Source organism: Ochrobactrum soli (assembly GCF_003664555.1).
In the GTDB taxonomy this organism is placed as follows: Bacteria; Pseudomonadota; Alphaproteobacteria; order Rhizobiales; family Rhizobiaceae; genus Brucella; species Brucella teleogrylli.
In genome coordinates this window covers 1-16416 of sequence record NZ_RCHH01000016.1, presented here as the reverse complement: position 1 = coordinate 16416, position 16416 = coordinate 1, and the positions used below count along the sequence as shown (strand labels likewise).

The window sequence follows — 16416 nt, the reverse complement described above, 5'->3', positions numbered from 1 at the left end:
GCTCGCAAGCAGATGTGGATTTCTAAGATTGAGCTGGTATGTTTCAAGTCATATCAACGTCAGGAATTTGAATTTCCGGAACCAACCGACGGGCGCAATGTAGTTTTGATCGGTGGTATGAACGGGTATGGTAAGACTTCAATCCTTGAGGCGCTCTACCTCTGCCTGTACGGGAAAGATGCGATGTCGCATCTTGCTCGTGCGGGTCTGAAAACTGATGAGACGCGGGGATATCCTACTTTTTTAGAAAAGGCGTTCAACGGCGAAGCTCTGAGGGCCGGTCGTGACACGATGATGGTCAAAGTCGTCATTCATCGGACAAAAAGTAAGGCGGTTGAAATCGCTAGAAAATGGTATTTCCGATCAAACGGTAATTGGAGCGATGAAGAAACAACTTATCGCGAAATTCTTCGTGGTGTGCCCCAACTCCCGCGATCTGATGGAAAGAATTCATTTCATCTCTCCGAAGCTTTAGACGAGTTTTTTGTCCCTGCGCATGTCGCACCATTCTTTTTCTTTGATGGTGAAGAGGTGAAGAAACTGGCCGACCAAGGACGAGTCGAACAGGTTAAGCAAGGACTTGAGGGGCTTCTTGGTGTCGTGTTGCTGCGCAATCTGGCGGACCGACTGAAACAATTTGAACGGTCAAAACGTGAAACTGTGGTGAATGTTGATGAAGATCGGCTTTCGCTTCTCTTCAACCAACTTTCTGAAAACGAGCGCATTGCAGCCGAACTCAGAAAAAAACTGGAGGAAGCCAGCCAGCGGCGGGCGCGACTTGACGGTGAATTTCAATCTTTGCTTGAGCGGGTTACCACAGCTGGTGGTGGAGGTGGTGACACGGCAACGTATAAAGACCTCGTCGAACAACGCGAACAGGTGCGTGGACAATTACGTGATACACATCGGAAATTAGAAGACTTTCTGGCGGTGCGTTTGCCATTCCATCTCGTTTCGAAGGAGTTGGTGACACTTTATGAAAAACAACTCACAGAGGAAAAACGTTGGTTCCAGTGGGAGGCAGAAAAGCTCGCGCTTGAACCTCGTCAGCTTGAATTCAAATCTGCTTACGAAAGTCAGTCTGATCCTGCAATTGATCCACCATTGACAGAAGAACAACTAGCAGCGATCCGTAGTCGAATGAATGCTGCGTGGGCAAGTCTATTCTATCCAGCACCAGACGGCTGCGCTGAAGTGATCGAGCATGGCTATTTGTCTTCGAGTGAACGAGACCGTGTGCTCTCCACTCTTGGAAGCATGTCACTGGGTTATCAGGAGATTCAAGACGTACTCCGAGCAGAAACAGAATTGTCCGATCGCGTTGATGATCTCGGACGTAAAATCACCCGTTTGGAGGGCATAGATCGTGACGGTACGCTGTCATCTTTGACTGCAGAACTTAAGTCAGTTCAAGATCAAATGAACTCACTGGACGATGAGTACCGTGCCGATGATCGCCGTCTCGTCGCCTTGGATGCGCAGGTCTCGTCTCAGCGAGCAGATTATGAGCGCGAGCGCAGGAAGCTCGATGAATCGTCGCCGGCGCGCGCGATCATTGAGAGATCGGATCGCGTAAGAAGGGTCATTGAAGCGGTCATACCGGCCCTCTTTCCATTGAAGGTCAAGGAACTCGCCGCAAACATGACGGCTGTGTACAAGCAATTGGCACACAAGGATCAGGTATCGAAAATCGAAATTAAGGATGACGGTACAACGACTATTCTCGGTAAATCGGGAAAACCACTTTCCTTCGATCGCTCCGCAGGCGAAAACCAAATTTTCGCTACCGCTTTGATCGCCGGATTGGCCCGTGTGTCGGGTGTGAAGGCTCCGCTCGTTGTGGATACGCCCCTTGGCCGTCTCGACAGCAGGCATCGCCAGAACATTCTTAAATACTGGACTGGCGAGAAAAATCGCCAAGTGATTCTCCTAAGTCAAGATGAAGAAATAGACAGTGGTTTCTTTGAGCGTATACGTGCCAATGTGTCCAAGACTTACCTTCTTGAGCACTCTGACGTTGGTGATGGCATTGGCAGGACCACCGCTCACGAAGATCGGTATTTCCTGGAGAACGTAGCATGAGCGGTGTGAGCCTTCAGCAAATCATGGCCGCACGCTTCCGTACGTCGGCACACGCAGACAATCAGACCAAAAGTCTGATGGAGGTGCTCGGCCTGTCTACCAAAGCCGCTGTAGCAAGGTTGGCGATTGGACGGTCGTTATCTCTTGGCGGCTTTATCGATGAGCAAATCGATGCAAAGGGGCTGGAAATACCTGCCTCTTCGTTGTTTACTCAGGAGGACGTAGCCATTTGGGTGGGCCTCGTTCTTACACATGCAAAAACCTATGGAAGTGTAACCGCGGACGGTATGGACACCTTCCGTACCCAACTACGGCAGCATTGGCACCGCGGTGCTAGCTTGCTCTATGAGGACTGGAAAAACAGCAACGAAGATTTTGATAACTTCGTCGGAACTCTTGTAAAACGCCGGGCAGATTTGCCAGATCGTTCGGTCGGAATATCAACTGTCATAAGTATTCCGCCGGACGCTTCACCCGCTGATGACCTGTCAGCGCAGTTGGTCCGAAGTCTATCGGAAATTGGTGTCAACGGAGAAGTCAAAGGCATTATTCATGGCCCTCGTCTAACACGATACAAGGTCACCTTGCGCGACGTAAATCAACTCGACAAGCTGAAGCGCGGATTGGAACGCCTTGCACTCTCCATGAATCTTCAACAACAGATGCCAGCTTGGAGTGCGGGCGACGAAGCACGAACTGTCCTAATCGATATCCCACGACCTCAAGCGACATGGCGTATTGAAGGGAAACAAGCTTTGCTTGAAGCCCTTAGCGTCGTGCCATCCGATGGGCTAAGTCTTATTGTGAGCCCCGGAGTGGATGTCATTGGTAAGCCAGTTGAATTCGATCTGGCCAATGCGCCCCATGTGTTGGTTGGCGGCGCTACGGGTAAAGGGAAGAGCGTGTGTGTACATTCCCTTTTGGTTTCGCTTATCACAAAGCACTCGCCTTCGACACTACGACTGGCCCTGATGGACCCCAAGCAGGTTGAATTCGGTGTTTATGCAAACTCTCGATTCCTTTGGCGTGATAGGATGGCGATTGGCATTGAGGAGTGTAGAACCATGCTGGATGACCTCGCCGTTGAAATGGACGATCGCTATCGACGTATGAGGGAACTCGGTGTCAACACTTTTACCGAGGCCAGAAAGAAAGGTTTGAATATACCGTTTATCGTAGCGTGCGTTGACGAGCTTGCTGATCTCGTTTCCCAGAATCGAGACGCTGAAGCTCAACTCGTACGTCTGGCAACGCTGGCTCGCGCAGCCGGCATACACCTAATCCTTGCTACCCAGCGCCCAGACGCACAAACATTCCGCGGGCAGCTCAGAAGCAACGTAACTGCAAGAATTGCGCTCACAGTTCAAAAAAGCTCAGAGTCCCAAATCATTCTCGACGAGACGGGCGCTCAAGACTTAATGGGACGGGGTGACATGATTGTTAAGTTGTCAGGTACCGATGCAACACGAGCGCATGGATACTTCCTATCGCTGGCTGACGTTGAAACCTTGGTGCGCTAATGATTCCGAAAAACGAAACTGTCTATCTGCTCGACATGAAAGGGCTCAGATGCCCAATCCCGGTTACTCGAACTCGTAAGGCGGCCCGCAAATTGCCGTCAGGCTCGTACATTAGAGTTGAGTGCACCGACCCACTTGCGGACATCGATATACCGCACATGGCCAGCTCGGACGGCCATGAGTTGTTGGAGAAGGGTGTCACCGATAGCGTTCGGTGGTACTTAATACGCCTAGGCTGAGCGATTCCTTCAACGTTCTATTGTGACAAAATCACCGTTCGCCATTTAACTTCCTCTCTACCGAGAAGATCTTCGCGCTCCCCGAATTCTTGGACCTTCAGACCAAGCGGCTTGCTAAGATCACGAAGCTCTTCGACGGTGACTGGATAGATTTCGCGGACGGCATCGGGAGGCCCCAAACGTAGCGTTAAGTAAATTTTGCCGGCCGACGTCAGAAGGCTCTTCAAGCGCGCCAGCGCATCGTGTCGGTCTTTGGGATGAATATGCATCCAGACCGCGCTCAGAACTATCCAGTCGAAACGCTCCATTTTGAGCTTTTCGAGCTTCGGCAGGCGGTCATCGATCCACCGGCCTGAAGAGGTGGGATGAAGCCGGGTTGCCAACGCACGAAAGGCGGCGGCTGGCTCCACAGCTATAACACTGTGCCCGTTTGCTACCATCCAATGCGCGTCTCTCCCAGTCCCTGCACCAACGTCGAGGATTGCGCGGCCCTCCTTACCGACGAGCTCGTTGACCAAAACCGGGTGCGCCTGTTCGAAAGGTATGAGTTCATAGTCTTCGGCCAGGTCTTTAGCTTGGCGCTCGTAGAAAGCTACAGCGCGATCAGTGCTAGTGTCGCCCAGCCATCCTGCTTGGTAAATAGATGCCACCATGAGGGTCAAACTCGAAGTTGCGGCCAACGCAAGCAATACCTGAAATGTGCGTCGAACCGTATAGGGCCGAGTGAAAAAACCAACGCCAGGAACATCGACATGGCTTTCTGCATCGAACCTTTTCAACCAGCCGAGATACTCCTGCATCACGTACCGTAGCCTCTGAAGTACGATTAGCAAGCCCAAATTTCCCGCCGCCGCCAAACCCAGCAAGCAGACCTGGAAAAGTGGCGAGGAGTCCGCCTTAGAAACCCCGAACCACAACCCGCCAGTAAGTGTCATCGCAATGAGGGGGATCTGCCACATCAGCTGATTAAGCGATCGAAAACTTTCTGCGTTTTGAGCATATGCTTCCAGTCTCAACGCGTTTTCTTCTGCCATTTTCACCAACCAGCTTCACCAGATAAAACGCCTAATATACTCGGACGGTCAACTCAGTTAACTGACTACACGGAATTTTTTAATATTTTATTTGGCAGGCCGAGCTAACAATGGTTTTTCAACCAGGGCATGAATTTATGAGAGGGTAACGTGGCTATAAAAGCCAAGACGCTGTCAGCGGCAGAAATTGAGTCAGATCATCGCCGCTTCATTCAAGACACTGATGAAATCAAGCTGCATACTGAGACGGTCACAAACTACCCCGCGCTTTGGGAGAGGTGCCCCGACGACTACGGTTTGACATGGAGCCGACTTCCGTTCGACCCTGTTAGTCAAGATAGAGTACCCAAGACACAAGGGCTCTACGCGTTCGTAGTGCAGCCTACGATGCGAAGCCTTCCGCCGAGCGCTTGGCTTTTTTACATAGGAGAAGTCGGAGCGACGAACTCTCCAAATCGTACCTTTTGGAAACGATATTCCGAGTACATAGAGGAATACCGCACTGTGACACGCCCCAAGCTGGCTGTCTTATTTGAACGATATAAGGGCCATATTCATTTTTATTTTTCCGAGATCGACCCAACCGTGCACGATATAAAGAAGATCGAGTCTGAGCTGATCACGGCTGCATGGCCTGTCGCTAATATCAAGGATTTCAACGTAAGAATGCGTAAAGCAAGAAGGGCGTTTGCATGACTAGCAAAAAAAAACCGCCGCTCGATGTACCAGCTCTCTTCGCTCAACTTGGCGATTGGAAATACTACAACACTGTCATGCGCCTCGCCGACGTTGACCAATATATTAGCTATGCTGAGAGCATCAACGAGATCCGTCCCGGAAAACAACTGTCCGATATGATCCAGCGCGCCTTAGACGGACGAAGAGCAAAGGATATCAGTCAGTATCTGTTAACTAACAACGACCGCTTCTTCAATGCTCTGGTTGTCGCAGTTTACGGAGGTGATCCAAAATGGCGTGATTTTGACATTCAACCATCCGGCGCGAAGGCAAATTCCGCTATTCCGGAATGGATCGGAAATGCCTTTGGGCTCCTCCAGCTGAGTGGCAAGGAGGAACTCTTCCCACTCGATGGACAACACCGCCTAGCCGGTATCAAACGCGCAATCGCAGCAAACCCAGAGCTCGGCGAAGAAAAGATCAGCGTAATTTTTGTCTCACATCATGTTACCGATGAAGGGCGCCGTAGGACCAGAAAGCTTTTCACAACCTTGAACAGGACTTCAGTGAATGTTAGCAAGTCTGATCTCATAGCTTTAGATGAGAGTGACACAGCAGCGCTAATCACCCGCCGCCTTGTTGAGGAGCATCCGTATTTTAGCAAGGATAAAGTTGTATTAGCAAAGTACGGATCGGCGAATCTTTCATCGAGTGACCTTGAACACTTCATAACTATTATTAAGTTATACGATTTTGTTGGGTATATGCTGCGCTATGTTCTTTATAATTTCGATAGAACCACAATGGTGACGCTCAAATACGTTCGCCCCACAGACGAAAAATTGGAAGAATACTACCTCAGAACTTGCGGATTTTTTGAGAGTTTCATCCGTAGCATTCCGAGCTTGAAAAGCTACTTTGAAGCGTCACCTGCCCAACAGACCAAAGTTCTCAAGTCCGAGCGACAATCTAAGCTAAATATGCTTTATCGGTCAGTGGGCTTGGAAATATTTTTTAGAACCATCAACCAAATAGTCGCGAGCGGCAAAACCATTGACGAGGCTATCGCACAAGTCAGCCGCCTGCCGGTCAGCTTCAAATCGAAGCTTTACGCCGATCTTTTATACGACGTAGGTGGAGAACGAATAATCCCCGGTCGAGTGAGGATAACTAGTAAGATTGCTGCGCACGTCCTAGGCTTCGGTCCGAATGATACGACGAAACTACGCGAGCAGTACGCATCTGCTCTAGGTGAGGACATTAGTCAGGTTAAGCTCCCGACAAATCTTCGATAGTCCTGCGCTGCGTGACAACGGCAACAATGAACGGAACCGCTGTTCGATCAATTGCTACACCAAACCCCACGCCCGAAACCGCCCCCTGCCCGTCATTTCACGCAGGCTGAGCTCCTCGACGAGACGAAGGGCGGCACGGGGCGTGATGTCGAGTTCGGCTGCGATCATCCCGGCCGAAACCAGGGGCCTCGCCAGAACCAGCTTGATGAGCCCCGGCAGGTTCGACGAGGCGCGCCGGCCCATAAGCCGCCGTTCCAGCATCTGCCGCGCCAGCAGCAGTCGGTCATGCTCCCTGAAGCCGAGCTCGATCCCGGCCATCAGGCCCTCGAGACTGGCGGTGAGCCGGGTTTCAAAATTGCGATGACGGCGCCGTTCGACGCGGACGCTTTTCAGGCCGATATTAAAGGCCAGCAGATGCGCCTGACTTGTCAGACCTTCGCGGCGAAGCAACGAGGCGGCCAGCAGGCGGCCCAGCCACGGTGCCCGCTGCAAAACCGCGAGCTCGTTCCAGGCATCGAGCGCCAGGATGGCCTGCAAAACCGGCGGAAAATCGCTGATCGAACGTAACACCGCCCGCCATTCGTCTAGCCGTTCCTCTTCATCCCAGTCGGGATCGCGGATCAGCGGGTCGGCCTCCCTCCTCGGCAACCGTTGCGGCTGTTTCGCTTTGGCCAGAACGTCTTCGGATCGCGCCAACACCGCGTCAATGACGTCGAGATCGATGCCGGGCAGATCGAGCCCGACATCCAGACGATTTTTTCTCCCCTCCCCGCCCTGCCGACCGACCGCCGCATCTTGCACCGCGGCGTTTTCGCTCTGCGCGAGGATGCCGTCACCCCCAGAAGAGGATGCACGCCCCGCCTGCCCGCCAACCCGAAGGCTGCGCAAGCCGTTCGGGCTCAGCGCCCAGTCTGGCGCCTGCTCTGCAATGCGCCGCCTTGTCTGCAACACGTCGCGGGCAATGGTGAGCTGGTGGCTGGGTGAGCGGATATCGCGTGCTGCCCCATGCAGGACGAGATCTTCCATCTCGACCAGTTCGCCGTCGAGCCACAGCGATGCGCAGGCATCGGCAAAATGGAGACGTTCGATCAGACCTGGACCGACCGAAGAATGAGCAAGACGCTCATCGAGACGCGTCAGAGCGGCACCGGCGCGCGCCAGCGGCGACAACAGGGTCCGGAGAGGCAAATCATCAAGTTCGTAACGCATTGAAAATATGGTAGACAAATTCTCAAACGGACACCAGCGATTATTTAATGTCCGGCACTGACGATGCTTTCGGGTTGGGCCGATAACATCCGATAAGTATCGCTTATCGAATCTTATGGATTTGAAGCCGCAAATCAGCGAAAGTCATGGCCAATACGCCGCTGAAAGCCCGCTTTCAGGCCAATCAGGGAGTTTTGACCCGTGACCACATCGCCCGTTTCCGCCATCGAACGGCGCGCCGAAACACTCGATACGATTGCCGCCGTTTTGCCGATGGACCGCCGCGACATGCTGGCCGGCATTTTGACCGATGAGGATGTCGAAACGCTGCGCCATCTGGTCAATGAAGCCATGGGCGAAAACACGTTGCGTGCGCTCACCTCGGATCTGGCCTATCTCGAAGCCTGGGCGATGGCCGCTATCGGTAGCCCCCCCTTCCCTTCCCGGCGCCTGAAGCCCTGCTCCCGAAATTCGTCGCGCATCACTTGTGGCGGCCGCAGCAGCGCGAGATCGAACCTGATCACGGTATGCCAGCTGGTGTAGAAGCAGAATTGCGCAGCCATGGCTTTCTGCGCGCGTCGGGACTGCATGCACCAGCAACGGTGCGCCGTCGTATCGTAATTGGTTGACAGACATTGTGAAAGTCAGGCCAAGTCCAGCCGTAAAGGGCGATTGCGTGGCGCCTTGCGGCACGTCCAGTCACATCGTCTCTTAGGATGCGTCAACGACAAACATGCGTGCCTGCTGCGCAACATGTCGTTCCGCTTTTATCGGTGCATATTGCTCGGAATCGTAGAAGGAGAGCGCTTGAGCAAGAGTGGGAAATTCGAAGACGCCGGCCAGCGGCAGAGGCTGGTCTTCCCCCTCCAGTACCTCTGCAACACGGCCAAAATACAATATGCGGCCTCCGGCGTCTTGCAGAGCCGCTTGAAAACGCGGCGCAAGCGCTGCTTGCTTCTCCGTATCAAGTATACGCAAATTGATGTGCACATAGGCTGGCATAGGCTTCGCTCCGTTGTTGCGATAAAGAATCATGTATATACAGTATTTAGATAGTCGCGACTTGTCGAGAGACCAATATGAAAAAACTGGATCCGGATCTTCTGAAGGAAATTGCTGCGCGGTGCCCTGCCTTTCAGGCCCGTGCAACAGCGCGCGCACTGACACGCTTTTACAGCGCCTGTTTCAAATCTGTCGACTTGACGGCCGAGCAATTCAGTCTGCTTGCCGGCATCGGCGCCACAGAAGGCGTTACGGTCATTGGTCTCGCTCTTGATGCTGATATTGATGCAACGACGATCAGTCGTAATCTTCAAAACCTGGAGGCACGCGGGCTGGTCCAAGCTGAGGGCGGACGCGGGCGGTCAGGAAAACGTCTTCGCCTGACAAAAACCGGTCGTGTACTGATGATTGAGGCAACCGGTATCTGGCGCTCGACCATGGAGCAGCTAGTTTCACAAATTGGAGAAACAGCGATAGAATCGGCCAATGATACTTTTCACGAACTAGCGACGGCTGCAAAAGCGGCCCTGCAAAAGAGGGGAAGTCATGAATAGCGTGGTCGAACGGCGCGCAGAGACGTTGGACACGATTGCCGCCGTTTTGCCGATGAACCGGCGCGACATGCTAGCCGAGGTTCTGACTGATGAGGACGTCGAGACGCTGCGCCATCTGGTCAATGAAGGCATGGGCGAAAACACGCTGCGCGCCTTGACCTCGGATCTGGCCTATCTTGAAGCCTGGTCGAAGGCCGCAACCGGTAGCCCCCTCCCCTTCCCGGCGCCGGAAGCCCTGCTCCTGAAATTCGTCGCCCATCACTTATGGCGGCCGCAGCAACGTGAGATCGAACCTGATCACGGCATGCCAGCCGACGTGGAAGGGGAATTGCGCCCACAAGGCTTTCTGCGCGTGTCGGGACCGCATGCGCCAGCAACGGTGCGCCAGCGTCTCGCCAACTGGTCAACGCTGACCCGCTGGCGGGGGCTGGAAGGGTCGTTTTCATCGCCTTCCGTCAAATCGGCCATCCGGCTTGCGGTGCGCGCTCTGAACAGGCCGCGCAGCCCCAAGAGTACCAATACGATTACCGGCGATATTCTGGGCAAGCTGCTGGCAACCTGTTCCGGCGACGATCTAACCGCTTTGCGGGATCGTGCTATCCTGATGGTAGCCTTTGCCTCAGGCGGGCGTCGTCGCAGCGAAGTCGCTGGCTTGCGCGTGGAACAGCTTGTCAAACAGGTGCCTGTCACCGATGAGGACGGCCTTCCCCTCCCCTCGCTCGGTATCCACCTCGGTCGCACCAAAACCAGTGGTGCCGATCACGATGAAATCGTCTATCTGACCGGACGGCCCGTCGAAGCCCTCACCCGCTGGCTGGAAGCAGCCAAGATCGACAAGGGCAGCGGGTTTCGAAAAGTCGATCGCTGGGGCAATGTGTCCACGCGAGCGCTCGAACCCAGCGCCGTCAACCAGATCGTCAAACAACGAGCGCAAAAGGCAGGGCTGGATGCCACAGAGTTCTCCGCCCACGGCCTGCGTTCCGGCTATCTCACCGAGGCAGCCAATCGTGGCATTCCGCTCCCTGAAGCCATGGAACAATCGCGCCATCGCTCCGTGCAGCAAGCGTCCGACTATTACAACAATGCCAAGCGGCGTAGAGGGCGAGCATCCAGGCTGCTTTAAAGCTCGCCACCGTCATCGGTTCATTTTGAACCGATGACACAAATGCACCATCGGTCTCCATGGTTGGATGTAACTTGCTGGCTTTCAGTGCGCGCAGTATTTCTGATGGACGCGGCGGCAACGGTTCTCGCAATGACTGGAACGTTTTGGCCCTTACATTTTCGAAACCGATCGCACTCGTTTGTGCGACAGTTCACGCAGGCTGTAGTCATGGTCTTGGCCAGCTAGCTGGACTGACGCTGATCGGTCTTCACCCCGGCGATGATCGAGCTGAAGCGAATGATGTTCTCAACATCGGCGATTACATTCCTGCAGGCTTGATACCCGTTGCAACAGGCTTCGTCATCGACAAGGCGGGGCCTACGGCTGCGACCTTGTTTGCCATAATTCTCTCGGCTATCGCCATAGCGGGAGCATGAACGGTCGCACGATGGCTTACAGACGAATAGCCGTTGGGCACCTGTCCAATCGAAAGCCGACCAATTTCTCGATTGAGCATGATAAATGACGACTTGCCTCTTGACTTAGAGTACACTCTAACAATTAGCTTCTTCTGCGTCGTGACGAAAGAAGGGCTCCGATGAAGATTGGCGAGTTGGCGAAGCGCTCAGGACTGTCGGCCTATACCATCCGTTATTATGAACGGATCGGCCTGCTACCTTTTGCTGACAGAGATCAATCAGGCCAGCGTGATTACGACGCATCGATCCTGACCTGGATAGAATTTCTGGACCGTCTTAAAATGACAGGAATGCCTATTCGGGAAATGCTGCACTATGCAGCCTTGCGGGAGCGTGGCGTCGGCACAGAAGCTGAACGCGGTGCGTTGCTTGAACAGCATCGCCACCGTGTCCATGCACATGTGGCGAAACTGCAAGCCTGCCTTGTCGTCCTCGATACCAAGATTGCCGGATATGCTGGCAACGAACAGAGGATGAATGACTATGACGCATCAACTCCCGAATCCCGACGAAAGCCGTCTGGAACGCGGCAAGCGCGCGCTCGCTGAAATCGATGGCCAGGCTGGCCACAATGTCATTGCCGCTTTGGCTGACATTGCGCCGGACTTTGCAGATTACGTTTTCGAGTTCTCGTTTGGTGATATTTACAGCCGCCCCGGGCTTGATTTGCGCTCCCGCGAGATCGCCACCATTGCAGCGCTGACTGCGGTGGGAACGGCCACCCCACAACTGAAAGTTCATATCGAAGCGGGGTTAAATGTCGGACTGACCAAGAATGAAATCACCGAGATCATGATGCAGATGGCCGTCTATGCAGGTTTTCCTGCGGCGCTCAATGGGCTGTTTGCGGCCAAGGAAGTGTTTTCTGCCCGGTTCTCCGTCGAAAAGGGGGAAGCAGCACGATGACCCATCTACGTTCATTAGCAGTGGTCAGCGTTCTCGCCTTCGCTCCCATTGCCGACTTTCCAACCTTGATTACAACCGCCGCATACGCAAATCCCACTACACCTGAAAAGCTCTGGGATGGGTTCAACGCCCCGACCGGAATAGCTGTCCATTCCGACGGGACAGTCTACGTATCCAACTGGGGCGATAGCACGGTTGAGCGGATTGCCGCGGATGGGACGCGCTCGGCCGTTTTGAGAGGCGTCCCCTCTCCTGCCGGGATTGCTATCGATGCGGAAGGAACCGTATTCGTCTCTTCCTACTCTGGAGATTATATCGTTCGCATCAACCCAGACGGAAGTCATACACGCATTGCCGAGAACCTGGCCACTCCAACTGGAATTGCTTTTTCTGCCGAAGGCCGGTTGCTCGTTGCAAACCGTGCCGCAGGCGAAATTCTCTCAATCGATCCGTCGAACGGATTGGCCCGCGTCGTCGCCCGCTCTTTGTCACTACCCGTTGGCGTGACCGAGATGGCAGACGGCAGCCTGGTAACTTCACAATATGGCGGGCGAGTAACACGCATCCTTCCAGATGGCTCCATGCAGGAATTGGGAGAGAGTTTTTCTCGGCCGGGCGTAGGCATACTATCCGATGGGCCCGATGCTGTTTTTGTTATCGACAACGGGGCAGCTCTGGTCCGGAGGGTTTCTTTCAACGGCCGCTCCGAAGTGGTCGTAGAGGGGTTTGAAGGAAGCGCCGTGGCGCTTGGCCGTGCCACGAATGGTGATCTTCTGGTTGGCACCTGGGGAACAGGAGCTGTCTATCGAACGCCAATTTCCCGATAACGAAAGTCTGCGTCGGCTGGGCAACAAGCCGCGCAAATCCAAATTGCGGAGCAGGCTCATGCGATACAGGAAGTCCGCTCCGCTTCTCGCAGGCTGCATTCCACACCTTCGTCGGTAGAAAGCAGGATAAGGGGAACACCGATTTGGAAAACGAGAGAATGCTCCGGTAATGACTGAAATTGGGCGCATTATCCACCGACGGCTAAGAGGCCCGAAGCGGTCAGTTCGGTTTCAGTTACAGCCCAAGAGATTGCCGACCCGGAGCATGAATGGCATCTATGGCCGTTTCCAACCCCATGCCAGCCGTCAAGTTCATGGTGAGACTTTGCTGAAAGCTGCCCTTTGGAGCATGTTGCGCTCATTAACGATTCGGGCGATATTTGGTGCTACCGACAACATGGGGTAGGTTCACTGATGCCCGACGGACCGGTCAAGGGCCCGGCCTCCTACTTCCCTTCAATTGAAAGAAGTACGGCCGTCCCGTCATCCATTGGCAGGAGTTGGTACGTAAGGGTCTCCCGTCAAAGCACAAGAATCTCGTCGCAATGCTGAAGAACGAACATGGAATGGGACACGGGCACGCCAACGCAGTTGTAGAACACACATTGGCGCAGGACACAAAAGTAACGTGACGACGGCGGTCAAATGGCTCGCCGTCGCTTGGTCTACGAGCCGTATTATTTGGAGGTTGCATGACAAACACTTTTCCACACGGTACTGTTCACGAGGCACGAGAGGATCTTCGGGCTGCCCTGCTATCGGATCCGAATGTTTTCGTGCTGTGGGAAAGGCTAACACCGCTCGGACGGAATGAATTCATCTGCTGGGTGGATGATGCGAAACAGCCAAAGACGCGCCAGCGTCGTATTGAGCGAACCTGTGATGAACTGTTAGAGGGCAAGAAACGCCCATGCTGTTGGGGGGGCTGCGTTCATCGCACTGACAAAGCGCCAAGCCGATGGCAGCAGGCAGTCTTGATTGATCAGCAGGGGAAGAACAGGCCGTAGACCTGAGAGCGAATGTCGCGTTGTCATTACTTCCTGCTGTTTGGTTGCGGAACGTCATTGGGATAAGTTATGAGGGGCCATTGTAGAAAATGCCTGGCGTTTTGAACCCATGATGACCGAGGGCCTTTGAGATGATGCAAATCCACCCTCAGGCACGAACGACCCCAGCAGTACGAGCAGAGATCGCCCGATCAACGGAGCCGGCAAGTGTCATCGCCAGACGCTATGGCATCAGTGATCAGACAGTGCGCAAATGGCGCAAGCGGGGAGAGCATGCTGTCCAGGATCGCTCGAGCCGTCCAAAACGTTTGCCATGGCGCGTAACGGAGGAAGAGTATGCCATCATCGTTGCGCGACGTGAAGGCTCGTATGCGCGGACTGTTTACGCAGGAGCGCGTTGCAGCCTCTGCGAACCTTTTCCTGGACGGTTTGCTGGGTGACGAGCGGCGGACGACTGGTTGGATGCGTGCTGAGGCGGCCGGTGATTCCGGTCCGTGGCGGCAACAAGCCATTCTGGGGCGCGGGCGCTGGGATGCAGATGAGCTGCGCATCATCGTACGAGAGTATGTCGTAGAAAACCTCGCCACGGATGATGCGGTCCTGGTCATCGACGAAACAGGCTTCCTCAAGCAGGGCAAGACATCATGTGGTGTTGCCCGTCAGTATACAGGTTCGGCTGGCAAGATAACGAACTGCCAGATCGGTGTATTCGCCGCCTATGTGTCCGTTCGCGGTCGTCTGGGCGCTGGCGCTTAAGGGAAGGCCTGCAAACATGCACCAGACTTCGAACCACGATGAACTATATGACGAGAACGGACTGCCGAAATGAGTAGCTCGTCGTCAGGTTCGATTGAAAAACGCACCGAGACTTTAGATACAATCGCCGCCGTTTTGCCGATGAACCGGCGCGACATGCTAGCCGAGGTTCTGACTGATGAGGACGTCGAGACACTGCGCCATTTGGTCAATGAAGGCATGGGTGAAAACACGCTGCGCGCGCTGACCTCGGATCTGGCCTATCTTGAAGCCTGGTCGATGGCTGCAACCGGCAATCCCCTCCCCTTCCCGGCTCCCGAAGCCCTGCTCCTGAAATTCATTGCGCATCATTTGTGGCGGCCACAACAACGCGAGATCGAACCTGATCACGGCATGCCGGTCGGCGTGGAAGAGGAATTGCGCCAACAAGGCTTTCTGCGCGTGTCGGGACCGCATGCGCCAGCAACGGTGCGCCGTCGTCTCGCCAACTGGTCAACGCTGACCCGCTGGCGCGGTCTGGAGGGTGCGTTTTCATCGCCTTCCGTCAAATCGGCCATCCGGCTTGCGGTGCGCGCCTTGAGCCGGCCACGCAGCCGCAAGAGTGCCAATGCCATTACCGGCGATATTCTGGGCAAGCTGCTGGCAACCTGTTCCGGAGAGGATCTAACGGCTTTACGGGATCGGGCTATCCTGATGGTGGCCTTTGCCTCGGGCGGGCGCAGGCGCAGCGAAGTCGCTAGCTTGCGTGTAGAACAGCTTGTTAAACAGCCCGCTGTCACCGATGAGGACGGTTGCCCCCTCCCCTCACTTGGTATCCATCTCGGGCGCACCAAAACCAGTGGTGCCGATCACGATGAAATCGTCTATCTGACCGGCCGACCCGTCGAAGCCCTGGCCCGCTGGCTGGAAGCAGCCAGGATCGACAAGGGCAGCGTGTTTCGAAAAGTCGATCGCTGGGGCAATGTGTCCGCTCGCGCGCTTGAACCGAGCGCCGTCAACCGGATCGTCAAACAGCGGGCGCAAATGGCAGGGCTTGATGCCGCGGAATTCTCCGCCCACGGCCTCCGCTCCGGCTATCTCACCGAAGCGGCCAATCGTGGTATTCCGCTTCCTGAAGCCATGGAACAATCGCGGCATCGCTCCGTGCAGCAGGCGTCCGATTATTACAACAATGCCAAACGGCGTAGTGGACGCGCGTCGCGACTACTATAATGAGAAACAGAACATCGTTTATCGCCTCAATAGCCTGTCATCTACTTATTAGATGAAGCCCGTCTATGAATATATTGCATATGGCGCTTCGTCTGTTGGCAATAAAGCTGTTCCTGATATATAAAATTGCAGCACATTGGTTGAATGCGCATCGGGGGGGCAGTAATGAGGCAGCACTTCACTAAAGATATTTCCGCGCGCGGGGAGTCTTCACAGTGCTCACGAAAGTTGTTTTGGTTCGCCTCAACCGCTTATGCGCCAAGTGCCATACTGACCGCTCTTCTCCCGTTGCAAGTCGCACTGATGAGTTTAGTTGGAATCGTACCGTCCTGGGCCGAGGAATGCAGCGTAACCGATATTACGGGCTGTGGGGCGTCCGGCGGTCTTGGTGTGCCGGGGCGCAGCGGGGACGGAGGGATCGGCAATGGCCAAGGCGGCGGTTCCAGTCACATCGGCGGTGATGGTGTAACCACTCAGGATCCCGGTGGTTGGGGTGGGAACGGAACCGGAG

Annotated in this window: 16 protein-coding genes and 5 pseudogenes; 18 read left to right on the top strand and 3 right to left on the bottom strand. The window is 54.6% G+C overall.

The features are described 5' to 3' along the window. The first annotated feature begins 12 nt into the window (after nt 1-12). Genes dndD through D8666_RS19835 form a run of 3 tightly spaced genes read left to right on the top strand, consistent with a single transcriptional unit; the run spans nt 13 to nt 3841 of the window. A complete protein-coding gene (gene dndD, locus D8666_RS19845; protein WP_121539136.1) occupies nt 13-2082 on the top strand; it encodes a DNA sulfur modification protein DndD in 2070 nt (689 codons plus the stop codon). Next, nucleotides 2079-3602: a DNA translocase FtsK gene (locus D8666_RS19840; protein WP_121539135.1), complete on the top strand. Its 1524-nt coding sequence runs from the start codon at nt 2079-2081 to the stop codon at nt 3600-3602. Before dndD ends, D8666_RS19840 begins: the two co-directional genes overlap by 4 nt. Next, complete coding sequence (locus D8666_RS19835) at nt 3602-3841, top strand: sulfurtransferase TusA family protein (RefSeq protein WP_121539134.1); 240 nt, start codon at nt 3602-3604, stop codon at nt 3839-3841. The genes D8666_RS19840 and D8666_RS19835 overlap by 1 nt, the downstream gene beginning before the upstream one ends. A 17-nt stretch (nt 3842-3858) precedes the next feature. On the opposite strand, the gene D8666_RS19830 is transcribed toward D8666_RS19835, so the two are convergent. Then, the gene (locus D8666_RS19830; protein ID WP_121539133.1) at nt 3859-4875 is read right to left on the bottom strand and encodes a class I SAM-dependent methyltransferase; all 1017 of its coding nucleotides are present in this window, start codon (nt 4873-4875) and stop codon (nt 3859-3861) included. A 150-nt stretch (nt 4876-5025) separates the two neighbouring features. Between D8666_RS19830 and D8666_RS19825 the strand changes: the two genes are divergently transcribed. Further along, nucleotides 5026-5571 (top strand): hypothetical protein, encoded by a 546-nt coding sequence (locus D8666_RS19825; protein WP_121539132.1) that lies wholly within the window; start codon nt 5026-5028, stop codon nt 5569-5571. Next, nucleotides 5568-6848, top strand: a complete 1281-nt coding sequence (locus D8666_RS19820; RefSeq protein ID WP_121539131.1) for a DNA sulfur modification protein DndB — start codon at nt 5568-5570, stop codon at nt 6846-6848. The genes D8666_RS19825 and D8666_RS19820 overlap by 4 nt, the downstream gene beginning before the upstream one ends. Nucleotides 6849-6902: 54 nt before the next feature. Here the strand turns inward: D8666_RS19820 and D8666_RS19815 are convergent, their stop codons facing one another. After that, complete coding sequence (locus D8666_RS19815) at nt 6903-8066, bottom strand: RHE_PE00001 family protein (RefSeq protein WP_121539192.1); 1164 nt, start codon at nt 8064-8066, stop codon at nt 6903-6905. A gap of 264 nt (nt 8067-8330) precedes the next feature. Here D8666_RS19815 and D8666_RS19810 point away from each other — a divergent pair. Beyond that, nucleotides 8331-8674 (top strand): annotated as a pseudogene (locus D8666_RS19810) (integrase); the annotation flags it as partial. Between the two features lie 94 nt (nt 8675-8768). Here D8666_RS19810 and D8666_RS19805 read toward each other — a convergent pair. Beyond that, the gene (locus D8666_RS19805) at nt 8769-9059 is read right to left on the bottom strand and encodes a DUF1330 domain-containing protein (RefSeq protein WP_109366372.1); all 291 of its coding nucleotides are present in this window, start codon (nt 9057-9059) and stop codon (nt 8769-8771) included. A 77-nt stretch (nt 9060-9136) separates the two neighbouring features. Between D8666_RS19805 and D8666_RS19800 the strand changes: the two genes are divergently transcribed. The 12 genes and pseudogenes from D8666_RS19800 to D8666_RS24375 form a co-directional block, all read left to right on the top strand. Further along, entirely contained in the window at nt 9137-9613 is a 477-nt protein-coding gene (locus D8666_RS19800; protein ID WP_109366373.1) for a MarR family winged helix-turn-helix transcriptional regulator, read from the top strand. Continuing rightward, complete coding sequence (locus D8666_RS19795; RefSeq protein ID WP_121539130.1) at nt 9606-10736, top strand: site-specific integrase; 1131 nt, start codon at nt 9606-9608, stop codon at nt 10734-10736. Before D8666_RS19800 ends, D8666_RS19795 begins: the two co-directional genes overlap by 8 nt. 74 nt (nt 10737-10810) lie before the next feature. Beyond that, on the top strand, nt 10811-11155 hold the full coding sequence (locus tag D8666_RS19790) for a hypothetical protein (protein ID WP_121539129.1): 345 nt from the start codon (nt 10811-10813) through the stop codon (nt 11153-11155). Between the two features lie 161 nt (nt 11156-11316). After that, nucleotides 11317-11745 carry a MerR family transcriptional regulator gene (locus tag D8666_RS19785; protein ID WP_121539128.1) on the top strand — a complete coding sequence of 143 codons (429 nt, stop codon included), beginning with the start codon at nt 11317-11319 and terminating at the stop codon, nt 11743-11745. After that, complete coding sequence (locus D8666_RS19780; RefSeq protein WP_121539127.1) at nt 11681-12103, top strand: carboxymuconolactone decarboxylase family protein; 423 nt, start codon at nt 11681-11683, stop codon at nt 12101-12103. The genes D8666_RS19785 and D8666_RS19780 overlap by 65 nt, the downstream gene beginning before the upstream one ends. Beyond that, complete coding sequence (locus D8666_RS19775) at nt 12100-12930, top strand: virginiamycin B lyase family protein (RefSeq protein WP_121539126.1); 831 nt, start codon at nt 12100-12102, stop codon at nt 12928-12930. The genes D8666_RS19780 and D8666_RS19775 overlap by 4 nt, the downstream gene beginning before the upstream one ends. Before the next feature lie 414 nt (nt 12931-13344). Beyond that, a pseudogene (locus D8666_RS19770) lies at nt 13345-13562 on the top strand (DUF4287 domain-containing protein). 60 nt (nt 13563-13622) lie between these two features. After that, entirely contained in the window at nt 13623-13937 is a 315-nt protein-coding gene (locus D8666_RS19765) for a YdeI/OmpD-associated family protein (protein ID WP_109366379.1), read from the top strand. Nucleotides 13938-14068: 131 nt separating this feature from the next. After that, nucleotides 14069-14278, top strand: a pseudogene (locus tag D8666_RS19760) (helix-turn-helix domain-containing protein); the annotation flags it as partial. Next, nucleotides 14274-14672, top strand: a pseudogene (locus D8666_RS19755) (transposase); the annotation flags it as partial. The pseudogenes D8666_RS19760 and D8666_RS19755, both read left to right, overlap by 5 nt. Nucleotides 14673-14762: 90 nt before the next feature. Next, nucleotides 14763-15905, top strand: coding sequence for a site-specific integrase (locus tag D8666_RS19745; protein ID WP_121539125.1), 1143 nt, complete (start codon nt 14763-14765; stop codon nt 15903-15905). Nucleotides 15906-16208: 303 nt separating this feature from the next. Beyond that, a pseudogene (locus D8666_RS24375) lies at nt 16209-16416 on the top strand (hypothetical protein); the annotation flags it as partial.